The sequence below is a fragment of the Sediminibacillus sp. JSM 1682029 genome (genome assembly GCF_041366435.1).
GTDB classification, from domain to species: domain Bacteria; phylum Bacillota; class Bacilli; order Bacillales; family Amphibacillaceae; genus Sediminibacillus; species Sediminibacillus terrae.
The window spans coordinates 462,764-486,574 of the sequence record NZ_JBEWYY010000001.1 but is presented as its reverse complement, the minus strand read 5'-3'; the positions used below and the strand labels follow the sequence as shown (position 1 = coordinate 486,574).

At 44.3% G+C, this 23,811-nt stretch carries 25 protein-coding genes; 16 read left to right on the top strand and 9 right to left on the bottom strand.

Annotated features, from left to right (window positions below; genetic code table 11):
- Positions 1-138 precede the first annotated feature (138 nt).
- Both ABVF09_RS02405 and ABVF09_RS02400 read left to right on the top strand, forming a co-directional pair.
- Positions 139-501: a PadR family transcriptional regulator gene (locus ABVF09_RS02405; RefSeq protein ID WP_371068546.1), complete on the top strand. Its 363-nt coding sequence runs from the start codon at positions 139-141 to the stop codon at positions 499-501.
- A complete protein-coding gene (locus tag ABVF09_RS02400) occupies positions 440-1,498 on the top strand; it encodes an HAAS signaling domain-containing protein (protein ID WP_371068545.1) in 1,059 nt (352 codons plus the stop codon). The genes ABVF09_RS02405 and ABVF09_RS02400 overlap by 62 nt, the downstream gene beginning before the upstream one ends.
- A gap of 109 nt (positions 1,499-1,607) precedes the next feature.
- Here ABVF09_RS02400 and ABVF09_RS02395 read toward each other — a convergent pair whose 3' ends face one another.
- The gene (locus tag ABVF09_RS02395) at positions 1,608-2,138 is read right to left on the bottom strand and encodes a DinB family protein (RefSeq protein WP_026771534.1); all 531 of its coding nucleotides are present in this window, start codon (positions 2,136-2,138) and stop codon (positions 1,608-1,610) included.
- 191 nt (positions 2,139-2,329) lie between these two features.
- On the opposite strand from ABVF09_RS02395, the gene ABVF09_RS02390 reads away from it, so the two are divergent.
- The 7 genes from ABVF09_RS02390 (at position 2,330) to ABVF09_RS02360 (ending at position 10,028) form a co-directional block, all read left to right on the top strand.
- Entirely contained in the window at positions 2,330-2,836 is a 507-nt protein-coding gene (locus ABVF09_RS02390; protein WP_026771533.1) for a DinB family protein, read from the top strand.
- Between the two features lie 196 nt (positions 2,837-3,032).
- The gene (locus tag ABVF09_RS02385; protein WP_026571914.1) at positions 3,033-4,448 is read left to right on the top strand and encodes a hypothetical protein; all 1,416 of its coding nucleotides are present in this window, start codon (positions 3,033-3,035) and stop codon (positions 4,446-4,448) included.
- A gap of 60 nt (positions 4,449-4,508) precedes the next feature.
- Positions 4,509-4,886, top strand: coding sequence for a hypothetical protein (locus ABVF09_RS02380; protein ID WP_371068544.1), 378 nt, complete (start codon positions 4,509-4,511; stop codon positions 4,884-4,886).
- Positions 4,887-5,068: 182 nt separating this feature from the next.
- Positions 5,069-5,779: a response regulator transcription factor gene (locus ABVF09_RS02375; RefSeq protein WP_026771531.1), complete on the top strand. Its 711-nt coding sequence runs from the start codon at positions 5,069-5,071 to the stop codon at positions 5,777-5,779.
- Entirely contained in the window at positions 5,776-7,248 is a 1,473-nt protein-coding gene (locus ABVF09_RS02370; RefSeq protein WP_371068543.1) for a HAMP domain-containing sensor histidine kinase, read from the top strand. Before ABVF09_RS02375 ends, ABVF09_RS02370 begins: the two co-directional genes overlap by 4 nt.
- On the top strand, positions 7,238-8,299 hold the full coding sequence (locus ABVF09_RS02365; protein ID WP_371068542.1) for a LolA family protein: 1,062 nt from the start codon (positions 7,238-7,240) through the stop codon (positions 8,297-8,299). Before ABVF09_RS02370 ends, ABVF09_RS02365 begins: the two co-directional genes overlap by 11 nt.
- 10 nt (positions 8,300-8,309) lie before the next feature.
- Entirely contained in the window at positions 8,310-10,028 is a 1,719-nt protein-coding gene (locus ABVF09_RS02360) for a M56 family metallopeptidase (RefSeq protein ID WP_371068541.1), read from the top strand.
- A gap of 278 nt (positions 10,029-10,306) precedes the next feature.
- Here ABVF09_RS02360 and ABVF09_RS02355 read toward each other — a convergent pair whose 3' ends face one another.
- The 5 genes from ABVF09_RS02355 to ABVF09_RS02335 form a co-directional block, all read right to left on the bottom strand.
- Entirely contained in the window at positions 10,307-10,645 is a 339-nt protein-coding gene (locus tag ABVF09_RS02355) for a hypothetical protein (RefSeq protein ID WP_371068540.1), read from the bottom strand.
- 171 nt (positions 10,646-10,816) lie between these two features.
- Positions 10,817-11,299 (bottom strand): GNAT family N-acetyltransferase, encoded by a 483-nt coding sequence (locus tag ABVF09_RS02350; RefSeq protein ID WP_371068539.1) that lies wholly within the window; start codon positions 11,297-11,299, stop codon positions 10,817-10,819.
- A gap of 21 nt (positions 11,300-11,320) precedes the next feature.
- Positions 11,321-11,884 (bottom strand): histidine phosphatase family protein, encoded by a 564-nt coding sequence (locus ABVF09_RS02345; RefSeq protein WP_371068538.1) that lies wholly within the window; start codon positions 11,882-11,884, stop codon positions 11,321-11,323.
- An 87-nt stretch (positions 11,885-11,971) separates the two neighbouring features.
- Complete coding sequence (locus tag ABVF09_RS02340; RefSeq protein ID WP_153461995.1) at positions 11,972-12,148, bottom strand: hypothetical protein; 177 nt, start codon at positions 12,146-12,148, stop codon at positions 11,972-11,974.
- A gap of 117 nt (positions 12,149-12,265) precedes the next feature.
- On the bottom strand, positions 12,266-12,427 hold the full coding sequence (locus tag ABVF09_RS02335) for a hypothetical protein (RefSeq protein ID WP_202616110.1): 162 nt from the start codon (positions 12,425-12,427) through the stop codon (positions 12,266-12,268).
- 106 nt (positions 12,428-12,533) lie between these two features.
- Between ABVF09_RS02335 and ABVF09_RS02330 the strand changes: the two genes are divergently transcribed.
- The 3 genes from ABVF09_RS02330 (at position 12,534) to ABVF09_RS02320 (ending at position 15,391) form a co-directional block, all read left to right on the top strand.
- Complete coding sequence (locus ABVF09_RS02330) at positions 12,534-14,123, top strand: BCCT family transporter (protein ID WP_371068661.1); 1,590 nt, start codon at positions 12,534-12,536, stop codon at positions 14,121-14,123.
- A 272-nt stretch (positions 14,124-14,395) separates the two neighbouring features.
- Positions 14,396-14,557: a hypothetical protein gene (locus ABVF09_RS02325; RefSeq protein WP_153461993.1), complete on the top strand. Its 162-nt coding sequence runs from the start codon at positions 14,396-14,398 to the stop codon at positions 14,555-14,557.
- A 30-nt stretch (positions 14,558-14,587) separates the two neighbouring features.
- Positions 14,588-15,391: an AAC(3) family N-acetyltransferase gene (locus ABVF09_RS02320; protein ID WP_051382061.1), complete on the top strand. Its 804-nt coding sequence runs from the start codon at positions 14,588-14,590 to the stop codon at positions 15,389-15,391.
- 79 nt (positions 15,392-15,470) lie between these two features.
- Here ABVF09_RS02320 and ABVF09_RS02315 read toward each other — a convergent pair whose 3' ends face one another.
- A complete protein-coding gene (locus tag ABVF09_RS02315) occupies positions 15,471-17,006 on the bottom strand; it encodes a multicopper oxidase family protein (protein WP_371068537.1) in 1,536 nt (511 codons plus the stop codon).
- Between the two features lie 182 nt (positions 17,007-17,188).
- On the opposite strand from ABVF09_RS02315, the gene ABVF09_RS02310 reads away from it, so the two are divergent.
- The 3 genes from ABVF09_RS02310 to ABVF09_RS02300 all read left to right on the top strand — a co-directional run bounded on the left by ABVF09_RS02310 (position 17,189) and on the right by ABVF09_RS02300 (position 20,005).
- On the top strand, positions 17,189-17,806 hold the full coding sequence (locus ABVF09_RS02310) for an NUDIX hydrolase (RefSeq protein WP_026571903.1): 618 nt from the start codon (positions 17,189-17,191) through the stop codon (positions 17,804-17,806).
- Positions 17,807-18,005: 199 nt separating this feature from the next.
- On the top strand, positions 18,006-18,674 hold the full coding sequence (locus tag ABVF09_RS02305) for a potassium channel family protein (RefSeq protein WP_026571902.1): 669 nt from the start codon (positions 18,006-18,008) through the stop codon (positions 18,672-18,674).
- A 5-nt stretch (positions 18,675-18,679) separates the two neighbouring features.
- The gene (locus ABVF09_RS02300) at positions 18,680-20,005 is read left to right on the top strand and encodes a TrkH family potassium uptake protein (protein ID WP_371068536.1); all 1,326 of its coding nucleotides are present in this window, start codon (positions 18,680-18,682) and stop codon (positions 20,003-20,005) included.
- A 38-nt stretch (positions 20,006-20,043) separates the two neighbouring features.
- Here ABVF09_RS02300 and ABVF09_RS02295 read toward each other — a convergent pair whose 3' ends face one another.
- Together ABVF09_RS02295 and ABVF09_RS02290 are read right to left on the bottom strand one after the other, a co-directional pair.
- Positions 20,044-21,258 carry a Bcr/CflA family efflux MFS transporter gene (locus ABVF09_RS02295; RefSeq protein WP_026571900.1) on the bottom strand — a complete coding sequence of 405 codons (1,215 nt, stop codon included), beginning with the start codon at positions 21,256-21,258 and terminating at the stop codon, positions 20,044-20,046.
- A 175-nt stretch (positions 21,259-21,433) separates the two neighbouring features.
- Positions 21,434-21,580, bottom strand: coding sequence for a hypothetical protein (locus ABVF09_RS02290; RefSeq protein WP_162832884.1), 147 nt, complete (start codon positions 21,578-21,580; stop codon positions 21,434-21,436).
- Between the two features lie 1,140 nt (positions 21,581-22,720).
- Between ABVF09_RS02290 and ABVF09_RS02285 the strand changes: the two genes are divergently transcribed.
- Positions 22,721-23,692, top strand: a complete 972-nt coding sequence (locus tag ABVF09_RS02285; RefSeq protein ID WP_371068535.1) for a Gfo/Idh/MocA family protein — start codon at positions 22,721-22,723, stop codon at positions 23,690-23,692.
- Positions 23,693-23,811 lie beyond the last annotated feature (119 nt).

Below are 23,811 nucleotides of genomic sequence, written 5' to 3'. Positions count from 1 at the left end.
ACCACCATCTTTCCTATCAAGTGTACCATCAAAACGGATCGGGTTGTTACGTTAAAAACAAAAAGAATACTTATTAAAATAATGTGCATTTTACAATAGTGTGTGTCGTACACTATAATGATCGCAGGAGTTGATTGTATGAGCGAAGTCGATGAATTGGTAGAAAAACTGCTGCAAGAATTACGTCGCGGAACGATTACAATAGGGGTTCTCAGCCAATTGGATGAACCACAATATGGCTATTCTCTGGTGAGCATTCTGAGCGAAAAAGGGATGCCCATTGAGCCGGGAACGTTATATCCGTTATTAAGAAGATTGGAAAAGCAAGGGTTGCTGGAGAGCAAGTGGGACACCAATGGGGGGCGCCCGCGTAAATATTACTTGTTAAGCAGGAAGGGAAAAGAAGTCCTTGACCAACTGAAAAAAAAGTGGAAAAGCATTGTCGGCAATATGGGAGGATTATTCAGAGAAAGTGAGGGAACAAACGATGGAAATGATTGAGCGCTATATCTATGCCGTCTCGCTACGTCTTCCGCAGGGGCAGAGGCGGGATATTGCAGAAGAATTACGGAGTTTGATCGAGGATATGCTGGAAGAAAGGAACGATGGCCGGCCGATAGAGAATTCGGATATAGAGAAAGTATTGATAGAGTTAGGGAGCCCGGCAAAATTAGCTGAAAAGTACCGAGGGACCAACCGCTTCTTAGTAGGACCAGACCTGTTTCCAGCCTATTTATCAGTAATGAAAATGGTATTAATCATAGCAGTCTCAGCCATCGGCATCATTTTTGCAGTGGAAACCATCCTGAGACCAATGAGCATTCTTCAACATTTTGTCGATTTTCTAATTTCCCTTTTTGTTACCGCTACACAAGTGTTTGCCTGGATTACGGCTGGTTTCGCTGTTGCTCAATATTTTGATATGGAACCGTTTGGGTTGGCAGGGGTGTATGATCGGAAAAAGTGGGACCCGTCAGAGCTTCCGCCTGTTCCGGATGAGAAAAAACGAATAAAACGGGGTGATGTTCTAACAGGAATTATTTTTTCCGTACTACTATTGGTAGTGATCCGGTTTTCTAATCACTTGTTCGGAATTCTCTTATTCGAGGGCCATGACTTGGAAACCACCATTCCTTTTTTGAACGATGAAAAACTGGTCGAGGTAATGCCGCTCATTTATCTATTGGTAGTATTCGGAATTGCGAAGGAAATAACAAAACTAGTGGCTGGAAAGTGGACCAAGAAGTTGGCAATCACCAATCTAGTGATAAATGGTGCAATTTTTTTACTGGCTATGCTTATACTGAGAGATCAGGCGATCTTAAATCCGGATTTTGTCCAACAGCTTACCGAGAGTTGGGGAGTCAGTAAACAGCAAGAAGAATATGCGACCATAGAAACTGTCTGGAACCAATCGTATAATCTGGCGCTTGCTGCTTTTGTTATATCCTTGCTGATTGATACGATGACTGGGTTTTATAAAGCTTTGAGGAAGTAAGAGTACTACTCGAACTGCCTTTTCGGCAAGTGGTTCTTTCGTTGGATGAGAAAGCCCATTTGCCAAAAAGGTCTTTTGGTATTGAATGACCTTCCTTTCCGGACATTGGTTACTTGGACCGTTTTAGTATCCCTAAATATTCCTGCCACGGACCGACATCTGTACGATAGTGCTTTGCCATTACCCGGACGATTTGAGCAATATGGGTCAAATCGTGAACAACCCAGGTGGATAGCAGTTCTCGTAATTTCACTTCTCCAAAAGCTGGATGCGTTCCGGTCCATTCAAACTGTTCATCGGACACAACAAGCTTTTGAACGGTAGAGATATTTTCGCCGCGTAAGGTTTTAAACTCCTCTAACTTTTGGTCAATGTTTTTTTCTGTTGATTGGTTCAAATGGGAAAACCGATCAAAGTCCGGAAAGGAGGTATCCTCCCCTTGTGCTAAAATGGTTTTGATTCGTGGAATCCAATTCGTCTTTTCCGCTTCGACAAGATGACCGACTACGTCAAAGGCTGTCCAAGTCCCCTCTCCTTCATTACAATGCAGCCAACTGCTTGATAATCCAGACAGAAAGGCTTCAACTGTATGAGGTGTCCGTTCCAGTACTTCGACTGCCTCCTTCATCTGAAAGTTCATTTTCCAGCTCCTTTCCCAAACTTTTCCCTATATATTATGTTACTCGCTATTTGTTCATTCGCCAGCTTATCGCTGTTTCCTTCTGAAATCTTAATTTTTGATCAAGAAAGTCTGTTAAACTAGTAACTAATATTATCCGAAATCGGCAGAGAGGCTGAGAATAGTTAATTAATAGTTAGGAGTTATTGACCATGGAGTATAAAATCGCGGAAAAACCAGGTTATACACCTCAAATCGGGCAGCTTGTGTCGATGATGGAGTATGCAAGAAAGACGACACTCGATGCTGTCAAAGACCTTTCGACAGAACAGCTAGATTACTTGCCGACGGAAAAAAGCAATAGTATCGGCGCCTTGTTATTGCATATGGCAGCAGTCGAAATCGGTTTCCAAATAGAGATATTTGATGGCCGAAGTCCGAATGATGAGGAAAAGGGCGAGTGGGGAGCCGCTTATAGCCTCGGAAATAAAGGTCGATCGGAAATTAATGGAAATAATCTGGATTTTTATCTTGATAAGCTTGCCAAAGTCCGGCAAAGGACATTGATGGAATTCCGACAGCGAAACGATGCATGGCTTTTTGAGGGGATACAATGGGAGGGGCATCCGTCCAATCATTTTTTTATCTGGTTCCATGTAGTGGAGGATGAAATTAATCACCGGGGGCAGATACGGATTCAGAGAAAACTGATCGAGTAAAGTTCCTGCCATTATGGTATGGGGAAAATACAAGATGAAAATGTCCTTGATCCTTTTTACTCAAGGCAGTGAAGAAGCTCAAAGCTTTCATTCTGAAGAAATAGAATGTCCCTTGACTTTTAATCAGGTAAGGAGAGCTCTCTTCTCATGCTATAATAAACAGAATCATGATTCAAATAAATTAGGAGTTTTTAATATGAAAAAAATTGCCGCTACAGGATTTGCGGCAGCCGTCCTTATCTATGCTGTAATGCATTATGTTACCTTTTTGGTTCCTTCTCATGCAGGGGAAAGGATTTTGTCTGTGGCAGGAATAGCTGCGGTCATTTTTGCTGCTATAAATTTATCGCTTCGCTCGTTCATGGTGCCGTTGTTTTTATTGACAACGGCAACAGTGGTCCAAATCACGTCAGGCGGATCTTTCCTGACTTTTCTCCTGGAAGGCATCATTCAAATGCGAAGCCTTATTGCCTTGCTGCTGATTGTTCCGGTTATTGGCTGGATACTGCGGGAAGAACCTTATATTGATAGTATTATGAACGCTGCCCACCGTTTTCTGAATACTAGCAGAAAGTTTTATTTTGGAATCATGTTGGTCAATCAGCTTATTGCTTATTTTCTGCTGTTTGGTTGTATTCCGATGATGTATCAATTTATTCATGCATTCCTTCGCGACAAAAAGGGAGAAGCCTGGGAATACTTCAAGGGTACTGCCTTGTTGCGTTCTTTCGCGTTGACGACGCTTTGGGTTGTCAGCATTCCCAGTTTTGCATTTGCCGTCGACCATTTGGACGCTTCTTTAGGGTGGACAATCATTCAGGGAATGATGATTTCTCTTGCAGGGATTGGTTTGGCTGTTTGGTTTGCTGCAAGAAAAGAAAAGCAGTATGGAATAGATTATACAGCAGGAATTAATTCTGAGATTGATAGACTGGTAAAAACAAATGGACAAGTAAACCATACAAGAAAACATGTACTGGAATTCGCCACCCTGTTTGTCTCATTGTTTACGACTATTTTCCTTCTTCATCTCATCATGGGCTGGGGATTATTAATGGTCATTCCGCCGGTCATTATCGTATGGACCTGCGGTTACTTTATCCTTAAAAAACGAACAGGTAGTCTTATGAGCCAGGCAAAGCAATATTTTGGGGTGGACATGAAATACAAATCCCAGCAATTCAGTCTACTTCTAGCTGCCGGGATGCTGATCTATGCAGTCAATCAGTCGGGTATAGGTAATTACCTGGTGGAAGGTTTGTTTTATTTGGAGGATACTGTACCGTTCCTGAATTTCCTCGTCATCTTGCCATTCACAACTATCCTTCTAGGGTTTTTGGGCTTGGGCCCATTGACGGTCATCGTTTTGGTTGCCGGAATTCTCCAGCATGTGGATATGCCATATCCTCCGGAGTTGGTTGTGTTGTCGTTGACTTCTGGGAGCGTCATATCGGTTCTGCTGTCGCCGGTCATTCTCCCCATCATTATTTTGAGTGCAACGAACGGACTGAGCATTCTGAAGAACGGCTTTCGTTTCAACCTTGGCTACAGCATTGTTTTTTATTTCATGGTTCAAGCCTATATCCAATTTATGTGGTATGTTGTTTATTAAGCTGAATAAAAGCAGGCTAAAAGACGTTTGGAAACGTTTTTCGCCAGGAAGGATGAAAAAATGAAACAATTGCAGCAAGATGCAGATTCTTTTCAGAAGGAAATGGGCTGGGAAATCAGGAAGGAAAGCTATGAAGCAAGCAGGGAAGATTTATTAAATAACTATATGCTGCTGACAACGGAAGTGGCAGAGGTAGCCGAAGAGTTCCGGAAGGCTTTTAATCTTACAAATAAAGCAATACAAGAGGGCAAGACAGAACAGGAAGCGTTTGATAGGGCTAAGGCTCACGTCAAAGAGGATGTCGGAAAAGAACTCGCTGACTGTGTTGCTTACATAACCAAAATGACGAATTATTTTGAGATAGATTTAGAGGACAGTTTTTATAAGAAAATGGAAGAAGTGAAACATCGGAAAAATAAGGATGGCAGGAAAAGCTGAAATGGACTGCCCAAAGTCATGTTCGATGACTGAGGGTGGTCCTTTCTTTTATTTTAGACATCCAAACAATAGGAATTTCTTCTATAATAAAGGAGTTGCTTTCAATTTATTAAGCATTTATAAAGATTTTCTCTAAAGCAAATACCCGCCATTATAATAGAACGTGAAAGTGGGGTCTGGTGATGACGAATCAAGAAAAAATATTAATCATCGAGGATGATGCGGAGATTGCCAGGGTTATGATGGATCATCTGCGGCAGGAAGGCTACCTTCCGACATGGGCGTCTACTGGCATCGAGGGATGGGAGGAATTTAAAAATAGCGGGTTTGATTTGATTTTGGTCGATTTGATGCTTCCGGAAATGGATGGCTTTCAATTAAGCGAAAAAATCCGTCTGGAAAGTGATGTGCCGCTTTTGATCGTGAGTGCGAGGCAGGAGCAGGAGCACAAAATCCAAGGGCTGGATTTAGGTGCGGACGATTATTTAACCAAACCATTCAGTCTCGGGGAATTGAGCGCACGGATTAGCTCACACCTTCGCCGATATCGCAGGTACAGGAATGAACCAGAACATGCAGATAAGCAAATCTACCAAGATGGGTTGGAAATCGACTTCACCAACAATGTAATCAAATTGGAAACGGCTGTTGTCCCTTTATCTGCGAAAGAAAGGGAATTACTACTGTTACTTGCGAAAAATCCGTATAAAACTTTTTCCAAATCCGAGTTGTACCATCACATTTGGGGGCAGCAGGATCTTCAAGGCAACAATACGGTAACAGTCCATATCAAAAGTCTGCGGACGAAATTGCGCGATGAGACAAGAGCGGCGAAGTACATTGAAACAGTATGGGGTGTCGGCTACCGCTTCATCGGGGAGTCCGTTGAATGAAAATTAAAAATTGGCTTGCTTTAAGTTACTTGATCGTACTTCTTCTGCCTTTCGCTGCCGTATATGGATTATACATAAGCATCAGCCACTTTGAACGTCAACAGGACTTCCGGGAGTTTGTCGAGGCGAGGCAGCAAATGGAGGAGTTGGAGACCATTCTCCAGGATGAAAAACTGTACCACATTCAGCCACGGGAAAACTATCAGGAAATCGAGAAAGCGGCGTCTGGCTCCATTCGGATCACCCTTTATCGTCCAGACGGGGTTACCCTCTATTCTTCATGGAATGATTCATATGCTGGCAGGCTCTTGCAAGTAGACACTTCACGCCTTTACAGCGGTTTGAATGACTTGAGCAAGCATGCTCGTACCTATTCGTTGAAACAAACAGTCTTCCATGACAGAGAGCTGACAGGCATTTATGAAATCACGCTTCCAAGGGATGTATGGATGGATGGAGTGAACAACCGAACTATCGTGGTCGGCGGTATCCTCATCCTGTTCATTGCTCTTGTTTATGGGACGGTTATCTGGGTTCTTCATCGTAAGCTGACACGGCCGCTTGGCCAATTGCGCGGAAAAATGACGAAATTTGCCAAGGGGGAGCCGTTAAACGATCATTGGAGCCATTCCCGGGACGAGATCGGTGAATTGATTGCCCACTTTTATCAAATGAAAAAACAAATAGAGAGAACGAGGCAGGAACTTGTTCAACAGCAGCAAGAAAAGCAATTTATCGTGGCTGCGCTTTCCCATGATTTAAAAACGCCCTTAACGGTCATCCAAGCTTACTCGGAGAGCTTGTGGGGAGGACGGTTACTGTCGGAAGAAGAAAGACAGGAGTATGCAGGGATTTTATTCAATAAAATAGCGTATATGAAGCAGTTACTTCACGACTTATCTTTGTACACCGCCCTGCAATCGGAAGAAAAAGAGTCTGAACAAGTAAAGGTAGATGGCGAAGAATTGTTCGACATGCTGTTAAATGGTTATGAAGAACCATGCTCCCAAAACAAAATCAAGCTCCATACAGAAGTATGTGTAAGAAATACATACTGTTTGAATCCGGAACAGATTATGCGGGTCGTCGATAACGTGATGGCAAACAGTATCCGCCATACTCCGCCTGGTAAAAACCTGTGGCTTGCTGCTGTTTCCAGTGATTGTCTCATGCCGGAATGGGTCTTCGGTCCATTTCGCAGGGAGCTGGACTCCTTCCGGTCAGGAGGAACCTTGCTGTTGATACAAAACGAAGGAGAAGTAATACCCGAGAATCTACAGAAACGGATTTTCCTGCCTTTTGTTCAGGAGGGAGATGCTAGGTCAAACGGGAGCTCTGGACTTGGACTCAGTATAGCGAAGAAAATAATCGAACAACACGGCGGAAAAATCGGTTTATGGTCTGAAGACGGCTATGGAACCTTGATAGCCTGTTGGTTGAGAGAAGGGGAACATATGGATGAAACATAAAGGTTGGTTGAGCATTGTATTATTGTTGGTTGTCATGACAGGGTGTAAAGGAGATGTGGGTGTGTCCTCGGAAGAAATTTTCACAAAAGTGTTAGCTGAAAGTGAAGAACCCCTCGGCTATTATGGAGAGGGCAGTGTGTCGATTAAAGATGGTGAGACAGAGGAAAAGACAACTTTTGAGGAGTATGCAGGCAGGAATGGGCAAAGAAAAGTGATTACGGAGGAACCTGCCACAAGCAAAAGGTCGATAGCACTTATGGACGGGGGCTCCATGACCATTTATGAGGAAGGGAGTAAAACAGCTCAGCGCATGGACTTGTCGCCTGGTGAACTGCCTGCTTCCTTGACGCAGAAGGAACAGTTATTGAGCATGCTCGATGTAGTCCAGGGTACACATGATACGGAGTTGGTCGGTGAGGATACCATCCTGGATATGGAGACCTATCATCTGAAACTGACCAGTAAGGAAGATGGATTATTGGGGGACATGGATATTTGGGTCGAACAGGAAAACTGGTTCATTGTCAAAATGAAACAAAAAGCCGCCGATATAGAAACAAATGTGGAATACACGAAGCTCGATTTAGATCCGGATTTTTCGGATGATACGTTTTTGCTAGAGTTGCCGGAAGATGTAAAGGTATCTGACCTGGAGGAGGGGATGGCTGTCCCGGCTTCCTTGGAGGAGGCGGAACAAGCCTTGGGAACGGATTTTCTCCTGGTCGATGACGAGAAGCAGGAACTGGATCGGATTGAAATGGACAAAATCGGTGGCGAAATAAACAGAACAGAGGTCACATTCTATTATCTTCAAGATGGTGTCCCATCTTTTTCAATCTCGGTTTTTCCCACTCCCGAAGGGGAAGGGATGTCTTTGGGGGACGGTAATTTGAAAGTACGAGGAAACGATGCCGAAAAAATGGATGAAATCCGCGGAATCACCTGGGATGAACAAGGGCTTCGTTACTCCCTGCTGATGGAACATCCTGATTTGACGACAGAAGAAGTTTTGCAGCTAACTGAAACGATGAAAATGCATTCCGAATTGTAGGTGAAAATGTATGCTGCCGGGTTTTTATGAAATCATTATATGTGTTTTTCTCGGATTGACGACCCATTTAATCGGTCTTCTGGCTGGACAGAAAAACAAAAAGCAAGGCATGGCGGTCGAAGCGGCTGCAGCCCTGCTTGTGACAGGGATCGTTTTTTATTTGAATCCTTCAACGGACGGATTCCTCTACTTTTCGTTTCTGGCGAGTGGATGGTCTTCTGCCTTCACCCTGACCATGGGTTTAGAAAAATATCGAGAGGTAAAGCGAGAATTGGACACGGCCGTTGTGGAACCGATTAAGATTGCCCGTAGTATTTCCCGGATAGCCCTCGATTTAGTTTTTGTCATTATCGTATATGCCGGGGCTATCTTGTTTCTTTTATATGGGCCAAAAGAAAGTCCGCTTCATTTCATGATTGTTTTTGGCATGTTTCCATCGCTTTCTGTGCTGTTGAAACGAGTGATTGACTGGAAAAAGGTCCGATTTTATTATGGAGAAGCGGAGCAAAAGCTCTATATTATTTCCTGGTTCCATGCACGCACATACACGCTGCAGGATGCCGAGTCTGTTGCTGTGGAATCTGCCGTGGATCTGCTTAAACTTCATCCTTATTTCACCCTATTCACTAGCAGGGTTGACTTTACTACATCCATGCAAAGGGTGCTTCGAATCCGATTTCCGGGAGAAAGCGTGTATATGACCGTCAATCAAGCTGCACATTGGCAAAAGAAGTTGACAAGCTTTATCCCCGATCACACCGGGGATGAACAAGCGTTAGTGGTACTGCCGTTTTATCATCGGAAAAACATTAAAAGATTGATCGGAAAGCTTTACTTTGCGATGACAGTCAAGGGGATATCAGCATATACTGGACTGGTCTTGCTGCTGTATTTTTTAAAGGCTCCTCCGATGATGATGTTTTTTTTGGCTGGTTGTTATTGGGTTTTCAACCTATATATATCCGACAGGGTGTTGAAAACAGCTATGGATGCAAAAGAAGTAGAAGATCCAATCGTGATCGAAGCTGCCCGGAAGGTGTTTTCACGGGCGGGAATTCCTAATGTGAAAGTCTATGTAACAGAGTCAGACGAATATAACGGATTGGCCGCCGGAATGAACATCGGCCATTCATTGGTTACGTTGACCTCAGCCACTTTAAAGCTTCCGGCAACTGTTTTGGAAGGGATCCTGGCTCACGAGGCAGTCCATGTCAAAAAGAGGGACGTGATGTGGAAACAAATTGCCAATGCAGTCCTGTTGCTCGGATATGTAGGCATTGTATTCGTCATTGCGGAAAACATTTCCGACATCGAAGCTGTTAAGACGCCGTTATTCTTCGTTTTCTGGCTGATGTTTATGTTGTTTCCTATTTTTCAATCTTTGTTGTCGCAATGGTGCGAAGTCCGTGCCGATTTTCTTGGTTCCTCTTATTTAGATGGAGGTACGGAACAGATGGCGGAGAGCTTGACGGCAATCGCTGTCAAACAAGATGAGGCAGCACTGAAAAGCGTTGGGTACAGTGAAGCAAAACAGAGCGAGATGGTGAGGGAATCTTCGCTTGACCGTTCACCATGGTGGCTGCGGGCGGTGGAATTCCAGCTGATGCCTCATCCGCCAATGTATTGGCGCATCATGACTTTACATTCACTGCCGTACAGATGGGGGATGAAGATCGGGAAGCGCTGGTTTGTATCAAGGTGGACAGAATCGTTTTCTCGGAAGCTATAAAGTGAGGACTCACCTCACTTTATAAAAACAGACCGGTCACTGGATAGGGAAGGATTTCCACTCGACGGGGGCAAGCTAGGCAGACTCCATTGGAAAGAACGCGAGCTGAAGAGCCACCTGGCAAAGCGCTTTTCTTTTCCAAATTAGCTGTAGCCGTTTCTGCGGAAAACGGAGTATCTCTCGGGCTCATGCTGTGGGAAACAGCAAAAAAACACTTCCGCGATAAAATGCTTACCATCTTGCATCGGAAGCAGAAAACCGAACGAGTTCGGCTGCTATTATTTCGGATATCGTTCGGTAATTGCTTCAGCCACGAGGCTTTCGTCCAACGAGCTAGTAATCAAATCTTCCGAGGAATGTTCTTTTTCGTCATTTCCATTACCCAATAAAAACAGCAGGAGGAAGATGACTGCGATTAATCCCCAAAAGACCACTTTTCTACCAAAACCACCTCGAAAATAACAAAACACGAACAGAAAATAAAGGACCCCTGCGATGATAAAAGAGACGATTCCGGTTACCAGCATTTCCTGTGTGTATTGATGGGAATATCCCCAAAAGTGAAGCATTATCGCTATGAAAGAAAACAGGCCGAAACCATACATCATTTTTTCCATGACAACCATCTCCTTATTTTTTTGATCAAAGGAAGTCCGCATTATGTAATCTTTATCACTTTTTGTTCGTAAAGCTGATAAAAACCTGGAAGGTCACCAATACAAAAAAGACGATCCCTACACCAAGTAATAGCTGAACAATCTGGTTCATAAGTTCCTCCTAAACGCAGCTTAACGTGATTGACGAAGCTTCTTGCAAAATAAAACCCGGTCTTTTTTATTTCCATCGTAGTTTGAATGAATATCGATGCCATCAATCTGTTTATCACCCGTTTCGACAGCAAATCCTAAACGGGTGTGATAGGCAATGGACGCCTTGTTTATGGGAGAAGTAACAGCCTTGATTACACTTCTGTCATAGCTGGAAGCAGTTTGGAAAAATCGTTCATAGAGTTGTGTGCCGATATGCCGGTTGCGATATTCGGGATCTACGCCGACAAAATGGATATATGCTTCCTCGGTATTCGTTTGTGAAAGGAAGCCAATCAGAAAGGCGATGATTACTCCATCCTCCTCGACAATAAAACTGGTCGGTTGAAAATGGACAAAAAAGAGCTTCGGCAATTTTTCTTCCATGTTCCTTCCACCCCACCATTGATTGATGAGGGGGCTGATTTTTTCATAATCTTGACTTCTTACATTTCGAATGTGCATATGTACCTCCTGGTAAAGAGCTTAATCCACGTTGATAATCTCTTGTAATTGAAACGTTGCTAAGTCGAGTTCCACATAAGAAGGCATACCGAGCTTTTGCCATAGCTCGAAGACATTTACAGAATTGTATTTTTCTACAAACAAGGAGATGACCGTTCCGTGTGCCACGATGATCATATCTTGATGCTTGGGTCGGCCATCAATCACTGATTTAACTGCTGCATCGAACCGCTCAAGAGCATCGGTTGCCGTTTCTGCTCCGAAAACCAAGTCGTTTGGACAGTCGAAAAAAGTCTGGATCACCGATTTCCATTCCTTTTCCGGATAGAGTTTACGGTTTTTGTGTCTGTCGTGTTCATGTAAATCTTTTTTTATTTCAACTTGTCGATTCAACTCGTCGGCAATCATCCTGGCAGTATGGATTGCTTTCGGCTCCTCGCTTGAAAAAATCGTGTCGAAGTCATATCTATTCAATAAGGGAGCTAATTTTGCTGCCTGTTCGATTCCATCTTCCGACAGCTCCCACCTGGAAGAGGAAGTGGAAATGACCGGTTTTGCGTGTTTGATCAATAGTAACTGTGCCAATCAAATGGCCTCCAATTCTGTTTTCTGTTAGATTAGTAGCTTTTATAGCCGGGAGGAAAAGGGCTGTTTTTACAGTAGAGAAACAAGTCACCTGTTTTTCCCACGATTGTTTGTTAACAAATCGATTACCAAGCAGCCTATCGTTCCGCCGATCATCATGCTTATCCACCAGCCCCAGTCAAATTCTTTTCTCCAAATGGCTCCAATTAGGAAGGCGATCGTAAATCCTGACAGGATACCGATATATAGGGAGTACCTCTTCATATATTTCAGCCTCCTAAAAAAACATTTGAACAAATTTTAACATAAATTTCCTGGGGTGACGTTTACCGAGCATAAAAAAACAGAGCACCCAATGGGACACTCTGTTCTTTTGAAAGGTTACCTGTCTTCATGTGTCCAAGTTGTTTCTTCACCAGTGACCGGGCATAGCGGAAATGACTCGCCTTCCTTGAATGTCACTTTTTCCCCGGACTGGCATTGGTACTGCCCGCCTGCAGGAACCCCTTGACCAGTACGGTATTCGTCATAACGTTTTTCCATTCCAATACCTCCTTAGCGTTTTTCATACCGCTATTTTTTCCTGAATTATTAGTTCTTACTCTTTCTTTAAACTCTCATAAGCAGAAGCAAGTTGGAAACAATAGAAATGCTTAACATCATTTTACAGGGAGGTTTTTCGGTGAAGAAAAAAAGTATTTGGCGGAATCCTGTGTTTACAGTATCTTCAGTCATCATACTTGCATTGGTTATATTAGGTGCTATGATGCCGAAAGGGTTTGGAGCTGTTGCAAACCGGCTGTTCGATTTTACCGCGATTAATTTTGGCTGGTTGTATTTAGTTGGCGTTTTTATTTTGATCGTCTTTTTAATCGGGCTGGCGGTAAGTAAATTCGGGGCGATCCGTTTAGGAAAGGATGGAGAAAAACCTGAATTCCCCTTTTTCACGTGGGTTGGAATGTTGTTTTCAGCAGGTTTTGGGGTAGGACTCGTGTTTTGGGGTGTTGCCGAGCCGATGAGCCATTTTTTCACAACACCTTTCATCGGCATGGAAGGAGAAACGGATGAAGCGGCCAGAGTGGCGATGGGGTATGCTTTTTTTCACTGGGGTGTGAGTCAATGGTCCGTTTTTGCCATCGTAGGATTGGCTATAGCATTCTATCAATTCCGCAAGCAGGAAAACGGCTTGATTTCGACTGCGTTGCAGCCGGTAACCGGCAACAATCTGCTCGTGAAAAACACGCTCGATTCGCTGGCAGTCATTGCAACGGTAATGGGCATTGCAACTTCGTTGGGACTTGGCGTTTTACAGATGAACGGTGGACTGCATTCCGTCATGGGAATCGAAAACTCCGGCACGATCCAAGTGCTCATCATGGCCGTACTGTTGGTAGCCTATATGTTTTCATCGGCTACAGGTCTTGATAAAGGAATCCGATATTTAAGCAACCTGAACCTTGGATTGGCATTGGGACTGCTGTTATTCGTGTTTATTGTCGGTCCCACGGTGTTTATCCTTGAAACCTTCACACTGGGAATCGGTGATTATTTCGCCAATTTTGTTTCCTACAGTTTCCGGATGCAGCCATACAAAGAGGGTACCTGGGTTCGGGAATGGACGATATTCTATTGGGCATGGGCAATTGCCTGGTCACCGTTTGTCGGAGCGTTCGTTGCCAGGGTTTCACGGGGACGCACTATTAGGCAATTTATTTTGGGAGTGATGGTGATACCACCTTTGATAGCCTGCTTGTGGATCGCGGCGTTCGGAGGGACAGCATTGTGGCTGGATTTAAACCAGGGAACCGATATAGCAGAAGCAGTCAATGAGGATGTCGCGACAGCCCTGTTTCAGTTATTCGATAACCTGCCACTCAGCCTGCTGATGTCGATATTATCTATCCTGCTGATTTTCACTTTTCTTATTACGTCCGCCGATTCAGCCACCTATATTCTGGGAAGCATGACAGCTTACGGAAGCCTCCATCCGCCTAAGTTTGCTAAGTTCGTGTGGGGTTTTTTAATGGCGGCAATCGCTGCTGTCTTGTTGTTTTCCGGAGGATTGGAGGCCTTACAGACGGCTTCGCTGATCGCTGCCTTGCCGTTTACGATCATCTTGCTGTTACTTATCGTTGCGATCATCAAGCTGCTCAGCAAGGAGCCGCTCCCAGTACGCAAGGCGGATGTCAAACGTTTCCGCCGTATCAGTAAAGAAGCGGACAGGCGGGAGAAGCAGTAAAGATTAACTACCGTCATGCAGCGAGACAGAAAAGAAGCGGGTGCTAAAGCAGAGAGGTCAGGAGAAGCTGAACGGTCAAATCCCTCTTACGTTCCTCCGTTGTGCTACCAACCAAGTGCATTAATTGTTCCTTTTCACTTTGCTCTCCTGTTATCGTCCGGTTTTGCAAAAGTTCTGTTAGGTCCCAGCTCTTATTGCTTCTTTAATCCTACTAAAAAACGCGGTAAGATTGGGGAAGAGGAATTTAACAGTACCTGAAAGGATTGGGCGCTATGGAGAGAATTATCCATCAAGACGACAACATGATGTACGGAAAATACTATTTCCTGTTGTTGTTGTCTGTGCTGACCCTCAAGAAATCAACAAAATTGGAAGCATGGAAGCAGCAGGCCAAAAAAGAGCTTGAAGAGGAAAAAGAAATCACTCGTTTGTAAAAGAGAGAAAAAAAGAGGAGGACCCGTTTTATGAGTGAAGCATCAGCAGTGAAAAAAGTGGACAGGCCGAATACGCGGACAAGTCTGCATCATCAGTTTAAAGAACTTGGTTTGAAGGAAGGGATGGTCGTGATTGTCCATTCCTCGCTAAGTTCTCTCGGCTGGGTATGTGGCGGGTCAGCTGCGGTCATTCAAGCTTTGATGGATACAGTCGGAGAAGAAGGGACGATTGTCATGCCGGCCCAGACGGCGGAAAACTCCGATCCAAGCAACTGGGAGATGCCGCCGGTACCTAAAGAATGGTGGAAGACTATCCGTGCAGAAATGCCGGCATTCGATCCTGATGTCACACCGACGCGAGGGATGGGGAGTATTGCAGAAACGTTTCGCGGCTTTCCGGGAGTCAAAAGGAGCAATCATCCGACTTATTCATTTACTGCCTGGGGAAAGCATGCGGGAGAGATCATCCATGAACAGCCATTGCCTGCAGGATTTGGCGATGACTCACCATTGGCAAAAATCTATCAGTTGGATGGGTTTAGCCTGCTGCTAGGCGTCGGTCATGACAGCAATACTTCTTTGCATCTGGCAGAACACGCCGTTCCGCACAAAAAGAAACTGGAAAAAGGGACTGCCCTGCTGGAAAATGGGATACGAGTCTGGAGGACCTATGAAGAAATCGATTATGACTCCGAGTTGTTTGCTGAGTTGGGCAAGGAATATGAACAAGCTCATACGGTAGCTGCCGCTAAAGTCGGAGCTGCTGAAGCGAAACTCATCAGACAGCGCCCGATGGTCGATTACGCACGTGAGTGGTTGAAAAACAAGCATTAGAAAATGGCACTACATATGAAATTCTTTTTATTCAGAAAAGCCAAAGGGTATCAGCTCTTTGGCTTTTGTCTACCTTGTTTCACTCATCAGGATCTATCACGGTGAACGGCCGCATCATGTCGTAATCTTCATGCTCCAGGATATGACAATGCCAGACGTAGTCTCCGGTATAGGGAGCGAATTTGGCAATGACGCGTGTAATTTGGGCAGACGGGGCGGCGATGGTGTCCTTCCAGCCGCGCTCGTTGGGAGCGGGAGCTGTTGCGGTCCCTGTATAATCAATTTTGCCGTCCTGATTATATCGCTCCAGGTCAAACGGTCGTCGATCGAGTACTTGAAATTGAACGAGGTGGATGTGGATCGGATGTGTAAAATTCGTGACGTTGACCAATGACCATATTTCGGTGGTCCCGAGTTCGGGCTTCTCTGTTACAGGATCGTGCCATTTCTTGTTGTCCAATAGTAGCAGCGGCCGGTCATATTCATCCGTGGAACCGACTAATTTTAACTGACGGATAGCAGTAATATTGTTTTGTTTAAGGGAAGGAATACGGGACAAATGCCTCGGGATTTTGCTAGTATCTTTTCTTGAGAGCGGTTTTGTCACCCGGAATTGCATGATATCCCCGGTCGGATCATCTGGATCGGCATTGGCTCCAAGGTTGTTTTTCATCACCACTGTCTTGCCTTTTAGCTTGGAAAAATCGACAATTACATCGACCCTTTCGGCTGGTTCGACCCCGATTTGTTCGATTTTCACTGTATTCTTCAGCAAGCCGCCGTCAGATCCGATTTGATAAAATGGTTGACCGGAATCCAACATCAATTGATAACTTCGGGTATTCGAACCGTTGAGGACACGGAAACGGTATTTACGTGGTTCTACTTCTAAATATGGCCACACTTTTCCGTTCGCCAAAATAGTGTCTCCATTGAATGCAGGCACGATCGATGGATTTGGCAGATTGGCCGCCGCGTCATCAGGCTGACGTGGATAAGCGAGGGATCCATCTTGGTTGAAAGAGCGGTCCTGGATCAGCAAAGGTATTTCATATTTACCGGATGGCAAATGCAATGCCTTTTCGTGTTCATTCCGGATGATATACATGCCAGCCAACCCTGCATAAACATTCAAACGTGTGATTCCCATAGCATGGTCATGGTACCACAAAGTAGTGGCCCGCTGGTGGTTCGGGTATTCATACACTTCTCGGCTGAACGACGGGCCGGTTTCCTTAAAACCGTTCGTGAACCATGCTTCTGGATAGCCATCACTGTCAGGTTTTGTTTCACTGCCATGCAGGTGGACTACCGTTCTCACCTGCGGTTCATTGGCTACATTGTGAACAGAACCATCAATCGGCAGGATGTGCCTGTTCGGTAGGTGATTCGTCCAGCGAACGCGAATCGGTTCATCTTGCTTTACCTCGAAGGTGGGGCCGGGAAATTGACGATTATAACCCCAAAGCCTCGTCGGCGGTAAATCTCTATGCAGTTTTTGCCGGAACTCTTCCATTCTTACTTCATAGTAAGGACCGTTCTTTGTCCTGTGGTTCGGCTGAAGAACCTTCATGATCGGCAGCCGATCCACAAATTTTTCGAGAGTCGGACTCATGGTTTCATCTCCAGTCTTGGTGCATTTACTATAGTAGATGACAGACGCACAGGTTTTGGGAAGGCTGATATAACAAGCTGCCGTTTTTTTTATTAGTGGTGAAGTCATCTGACAGTGCTTGTCCATGCAGGACCATTTTGGAACATGTTACAATGGGGAAAGGAAAAACAGAGGTGAACGTAATGAACTCAACACAGATAGTGAAAAGATTGCAGGACCATGAGCCGGCTGTATTAGGGAGTGAAGAATTTGCCAAGTTTGCTGTGCTGCTTCCGCTTATCGAAAAAGAAGGGGAGCTGCAAGTAGTATTTGAAGTCCGTTCCCGTACGTTGAGAAGGCAGCCCGGCGACATTTGCTTTCCGGGCGGAAAAATTGATCCTGACGATCGATCAGCAAAAGAGGCTGCCATTCGGGAAACGGTGGAAGAACTAGGAATCAAAACGGAAGAGATAACGGAAATTCATCCCATTGATTATATGGTTTCGCCTTTTGGCATGATTGTATATCCCTTTACAGGTTTTATGGACGAAAAGGCAAACATCAGTCTCAATCCGCAGGAGGTCGAGGAAATATTCACTGTACCGCTATCCTTCTTTTTAGAAACGAAACCTGTCATTCATGAGGTCGATATGCACATCGAACCAAAGGAAGATTTTCCGTTCGAGCTTGTGGCCGGTGGAAAGGACTATGAGTGGCGTCCTTTAAAAATGGAAGAATATTTTTATCAGTATGACGACAAAGTTATCTGGGGTCTGACGGCAAGAGTGATCGCACATTTTGCCTCCTTGTTGAATAGCTGAGTCGGAAAGGGATAGAAGACTGTCACACAGGCAGTCTTTTTCTTCTGCTTTTGCACGATATAGGGAAGAATGAAAAAGAGTGAATAGAAAAGAAATGAAAAAGTTGCAGAAAAAACACTACCATCTTCGTCGAAATAGGAGTATGATGAAAAGCAAAAAAGTGTGGCTTCTAGGCAATATGGAAAGGAAGTATTTGTAAGTGAAACCTTCAAGAAAAGAATTCGCTATCATCGGACTGGGCAGGTTTGGAGGAACCCTCTGCAAGGAACTGGCCGAGTCGGATATCGACGTGCTGGCAATCGACAAAAGCCCAGAACGCATCCAGGAATACGCATCCATCGCCAGTCATGTTGTAGTGATGGACGCAGTGGACGAACAGTCGCTTCAGTCTGTAGGTATCAGCAATTTTGACTGTGCAGTCATCAGTTTTGGAGAGGACATTCAATCGAGCATCCTTGCCTCCCTGTTGTTAAAAGAGATGGGGATGAAAAAGGTGTGGGTAAAAGCACGGAATGAGAGTCATCAAAAAGTGTTGGAAAAAATCGGGGTCGACAAAATCATCAATCCCGAACAAGATATGGCCAAGCGGATCGCCCATCATATTGTCTCCGATCAGATTGTCGATTATATACAGCTATCCAAGCGACATAGCATGATGGAGGTGATCGCGACGAAGGACATGGAAGGAAAAGCGATAGGTGACCTGAGTATTACCAAAAAACATTTTTGTCGCACAGTTGCGATTAAAAAGGATGAAGAGACACTTCTCATGGAACCGTCGCTTGATACGAAAATCGAGCACGGGGATATCCTCATCATAATGGGGGAAAATGAACGGTTGAACCGATTGGAAGTCAGAGGAGTATAACTGCCATGACAATGAAGAATGACCTTGTTAATATCAGTCCTCCCAGATTTTTGCTGGGTATTTTCATCCTGTTTATTTTTATGGGAACTGTTTTGTTGAAATTGCCGATTGCGACCAACGAGTCGATAAGTACTCTGGACGCCTTGTTTACTGCTGTTTCGGCAATGACCGTCACAGGTCTTTCTGTTGTAGATACTGGTTCCGTATTCACGACTTTCGGCGAGTTGGTCATTCTGTTGTTGATTCAAATCGGCGGCTTGGGGATCATGACGTTTGCGGTTTTGATCTTTTTAATGATCGGCAAGAAAATCGGTGTGAAAGAACGGGTGATTGTAACACAGTCATTAAATCAAACATCCCTCGGCGGTGTGGTGTCTCTAGTAAAGAAACTCTTTATTTTTTCAATCGTGATGGAAAGCATTGCCTTTCTGTTGTTATCGATCCGCTGGATTCCGGACATGGGATGGAAGCAAGGTCTATATGCTGGTTTCTTTCATTCTATCTCTGCCTTTAACAATGCTGGTTTTTCTATTTGGTCTGACAGTTTAACCCAGTTTGCGGCAGATCCAATTGTAAACATTGTGATATCGATTTTATTCATTATTGGCGGACTTGGGTTCACGGTGATTTTTGACTTGTGGAAAAAAGGAGATCCGCACAGCTTAAGTCTGCATACCAAATTGATGCTGATTGGCACCTTTTTGTTGAATAGCGTTGCGATACTGGTCATCTTACTATTAGAGTATGATAATCCGGGAACATTGGGTAGTCTTTCTGGATTGGATAAATTGCAAGCTGCTTACTTCCAGGCAGTGACACCCAGGACAGCAGGTTTCAATACCGTCGACATAGGGAGTATGAATGATTCCACTTTATTTTTCATTGTTTTGTTGATGTTTATCGGGGCGGGAAGTGCTTCTACTGGCGGAGGAATCAAATTGACCACTTTTTTGGCCTTGATTTTTGCGGTATTTGCCTTTTTGAAAGAAAATGACGAAGTAGTGATGTTCCGCCGTGCCGTTAAATACAATACCATCGTCCGTGCTTTGGCTATTACCGTCATTGGTTTAGGATTGATTGTCACCGGTATTTTTATTTTGAATATAACCGAAGATGCCACCTTCATATCCATTGTGTTTGAAACGGTGTCAGCGTTTGGGACAGTGGGCTTATCGATGGGGCTCACTGCCTCGCTGACCATTGTTGGGAAAATCACCATCATCCTGGTTATGCTGATTGGAAAAATAGGTCCACTCACGTTGGCTTTTTCTTTTGCCCATTCCTCACAGGCGAATATCAGGTATCCAAAAGAAGACATTCTGACAGGTTGATTCTTGTTAGCCTGTAACATAGAAAGGGAATATTTCAGTTAATTTTCCGTTTTTGTTTTAGCAGGCTTCTTTGTCAACGTAAAGAAAGCGCTGAAACCGATAAAGGAACTAACAAACAGAATCAATCCCATCGGTACTGCAGATGTTTCATCAATTCCTACAAGCGGGGAGGCAACGGATCCAATCAATAGAGGAAGCAATCCCAATACTGCACTTGCGCTGCCGGCGCGATGACCTTGATGCTCCATTGCAAGTGTAAACGAACTGGTCAACGTCATTCCCATGGTGGTCATGTAAATGAAAATGGCAATGACCAGTAATGCGAGCGGACCTTCTATGATACTTATGAACAAGATAAGTGCTGTCGCAGTAGCGGCGGTGCAAACTGCGATTCGAAGTAAATTCCGTTCATGGATGATACCGCCAAAACGTCCGACAATCGAGCTTCCAGACATAATCGCCAAACCGTTTATTCCAAACAATATACCGAAGACTTGCGGGGAGACTCCATAGATTCCCTGGTACACGAACGGTGTCCCGGATACATAGGCAAAACTTCCACCGTGGACAAAACCTACAATAATCGCATAGCCGATAAACGAGCGATCCTTAAACAAACTCCCCATCGTTTTCACGGTATTTCCTATGGAGCTTGGAATCCGCTTCTCGGGCGGCAAAGTCTCTTTCAGGCGGAAAAATACCGTGGACACAATCAATAATCCGAGAAGACTCAGAAAATAAAAAATCGTGTGCCAGCTGGCAAAAGGGAGCAACAAAATGGCTCCGCCTGCCATCGGGGCGATCATCGGCGCGGCTGCGAGAATCACCATTAACAAAGCATAAAACTTGGTCAGTTCTCGCCCGGTAAATACGTCCCTTACAACGGCCCGTGAAAGGACAACACCTGCTGAAGCAGTCATCCCTTGTAAAAACCGGGCAGCAATCAATGTGAGAATATTGGGTGCAAACGCACAAAGCAGGGATGCCAGGGCAAAGAGTGTAATCCCTATTAAAAGTGGTTTCCGTCTCCCGACCGCATCGCTGATCGGTCCAATGATTACCTGGCCAGTAGCCAATCCAATCAAACAGGTCGTCAAGCTTAGCTGGACAAGCGAAGCACTTGCATTCAAGTCGGAAGCGATATCCGGAAAGCTGGGCAAATACATATCTATGTTCAGCGGCCCCATAATGGCAAGCATTCCAAGTAATAAAGCGAGCGAAAGACGCTCTTTTCCGGTAGGATTTTGCAGCATGAATACCAAACACCTTTCATCTAACTATCGATCTGTATTTCTAATCATCAATAGATTATAGTCTAATTCAGAAAGGCGTGGCTGTCCATTGAATCAACCTGTGTTTTCGGCATTCCTGGCTGAAACAAAAAACAGGCAGCTGCCGGAGGATACCGGCCAGCTGCCTGTGCTTTTTCTACATTAAATCATAAACGGATTCTTCTAAATAGAGCCAGTGGTAATATTCCACTTCCGCGTCCGTCATGTTGTTCACTTCGTTTTCATTAAGGGCTGCCAATTCGCATAAATCTTGTTCCAGATCATTCCGAAGGGCTTGGCTCATTGTAAAGTCTCCTTTTTATAAACAGTTTTGTTTTTAGGTTATTAGTTTCTACTTACTATATATCTCATTCTGCGATAAATAAAATATCATTTTTAGATTGATTTTCTCCGTATGATGCTAAAGTGATATTTAAAGATTATTTGAGACACTTTAAGCAGTTTACCTTTTTTATAGGAAGAGAATTAGGGAAAGGATGAACGGCCGCTTATTTTGAGAATTGATTCTAAAAGATTCTCACTTTTTGCACAAATTGTATAAACTGCGACATTGAATTCGCCTTCCTAACTTCCTGCATTTATTAAGTTGGAGTTCGACGCTGCGGAAATACCCTGCGCTTTCCGCGGGCGGCTGGTGAGCTTCCTCGAGCTAACGCTCTGCGGGATCTCACCGAGGCCTTTCCTCCCGCAGGAGTCTCCGGCTATTCCTCCGCTAGGAACAGATTCCTGTTTAGAAATGGGTGTACTAGACATTTTTTCTTGATTTCGCTTGGTAATATAAGAAGGTCTTATCAAAAGACATAGCTAGGGAAACAAGCAGAAAGTCCAAGAGAAGGAGAAAAGACGGATCCCTATTGCTTTTGATGAAAAGAAGAACATATTTCCTGACAAACGTTTCTAAGAATGGCTTGTTTAATCTCAAGGAAAAAGTTTATACACTTGCGATTGTCCCCATGCTTCTTAGCGTAGGTAGCATACGCAGACTCCTGCGGGAACAGCGCGAGCTGAAGATCCACTTGGTAAAGCGATTTTCTTTACCAAGTTAGCTGAAGCCGTGCCCGCGGAAAGCGAAGTATGCTACCGAAGCGGTGGTTCACACTCTTTTTGAATAGGCAAGGCAGTATCTATCAACTGTAAAAAGACTAAGACGCATAAAGTCTTGGAGAAGAATTTAAATGAAAGGCAAAACAAAAGGGAAAGGAAGCGCCTTCATTGACTTTGTCTATATAGGGGAGTTATACTTTTCATCAAAGGTATCCATCCTTGTATGATTAGCAAGGGACATTTTCGTGGCTTTACTAAATCGATTTAGTAAAAAGTGATAATAAGAAAGAGCATTCTTTGGCCTCAGGAATTGCAAAAATGCACATCTATTTGAAAACGCTTCACTGACGTGGAGAGAAATCTTTAAGGGGGATGGACATTGACACAACTAAAATGGGGAATTCTTGGTCCAGGGACAATTGCCCGGGAATTTGCGGTCGCGATAAACGAAGTGAATGGAAAAATCGCCGCAGTGGGAGGAAGAAAGATGGAAAAGGCCCGGGATTTCGCTGAAGAATTTAACATCGACAAAGTTTACGGCAGTTACGATGAATTATTGCAAGATGAGGAATTGGACATTATTTATATCGCGACTCCGCACACTTTTCATCACCAATACATTATGGAATGCCTTAGACGTAATAAGCATGTTCTTTGTGAAAAATCGATTACCGTCAACTCCAAGCAACTCAAGGAAATCGTCGAGTTGTCTGAAGAGAAGAATCTGGTGGTCGCAGAGGCCATGACAATATTCCATATGCCGGTGTACCGAAAAGCAAAGGAAGTCTTGCAGTCTGGCAAACTGGGCAAACTACGAATGATTCAAGTTTCACATGGGAGTTACAAAGACCCTGATCCTGCCAATCGGTTTTTCAATCCGGACTTGGCTGGCGGGGCGATGCTGGATGTTGGAACGTATGCCTTATCGTTGTCGCGTTTTTTCCTATCCGAGCAGCCGGACTACGTAGAAAGCACAGTGAAAAAATTTCAAACCGGTGTGGATGAGCAGGTGGGTATTCTGTTGAGAAACAAAGCAGATGAAATGGCAACCATTTCGATGACACTGCGGGCAATCATGCCGAAAACGATTTTGGTTGCAGGGGAAGAAGGGTATATTAAAGTCGATGACTATCAACGTCCGACCAAGGCGACGATTTATTACACACAAGAGGATCGAACAGAAGTTATTGAAGCTGGTGAATCCGCGAAAGCATTCCATTACGAAGTGGAAGCGATGAACGATTACGTGGCGAATAATCGCAACAATGATACATTGCAATTATCGGTGGATGTCATGAAATTGATGGATGAAGTCCGTAAACAGGGCAATGTCCGTTACTCGTTTGAATAAATAAGGGTTTGAAGGCACTGCATGGAAGAATATTCTGTGCGGTGTTTTTTGTGTGGGGTATATTTACTCATCCAGAAGTCGATGGAAACATAATCCGGCTGAAAAGACCTTGAAGGTTG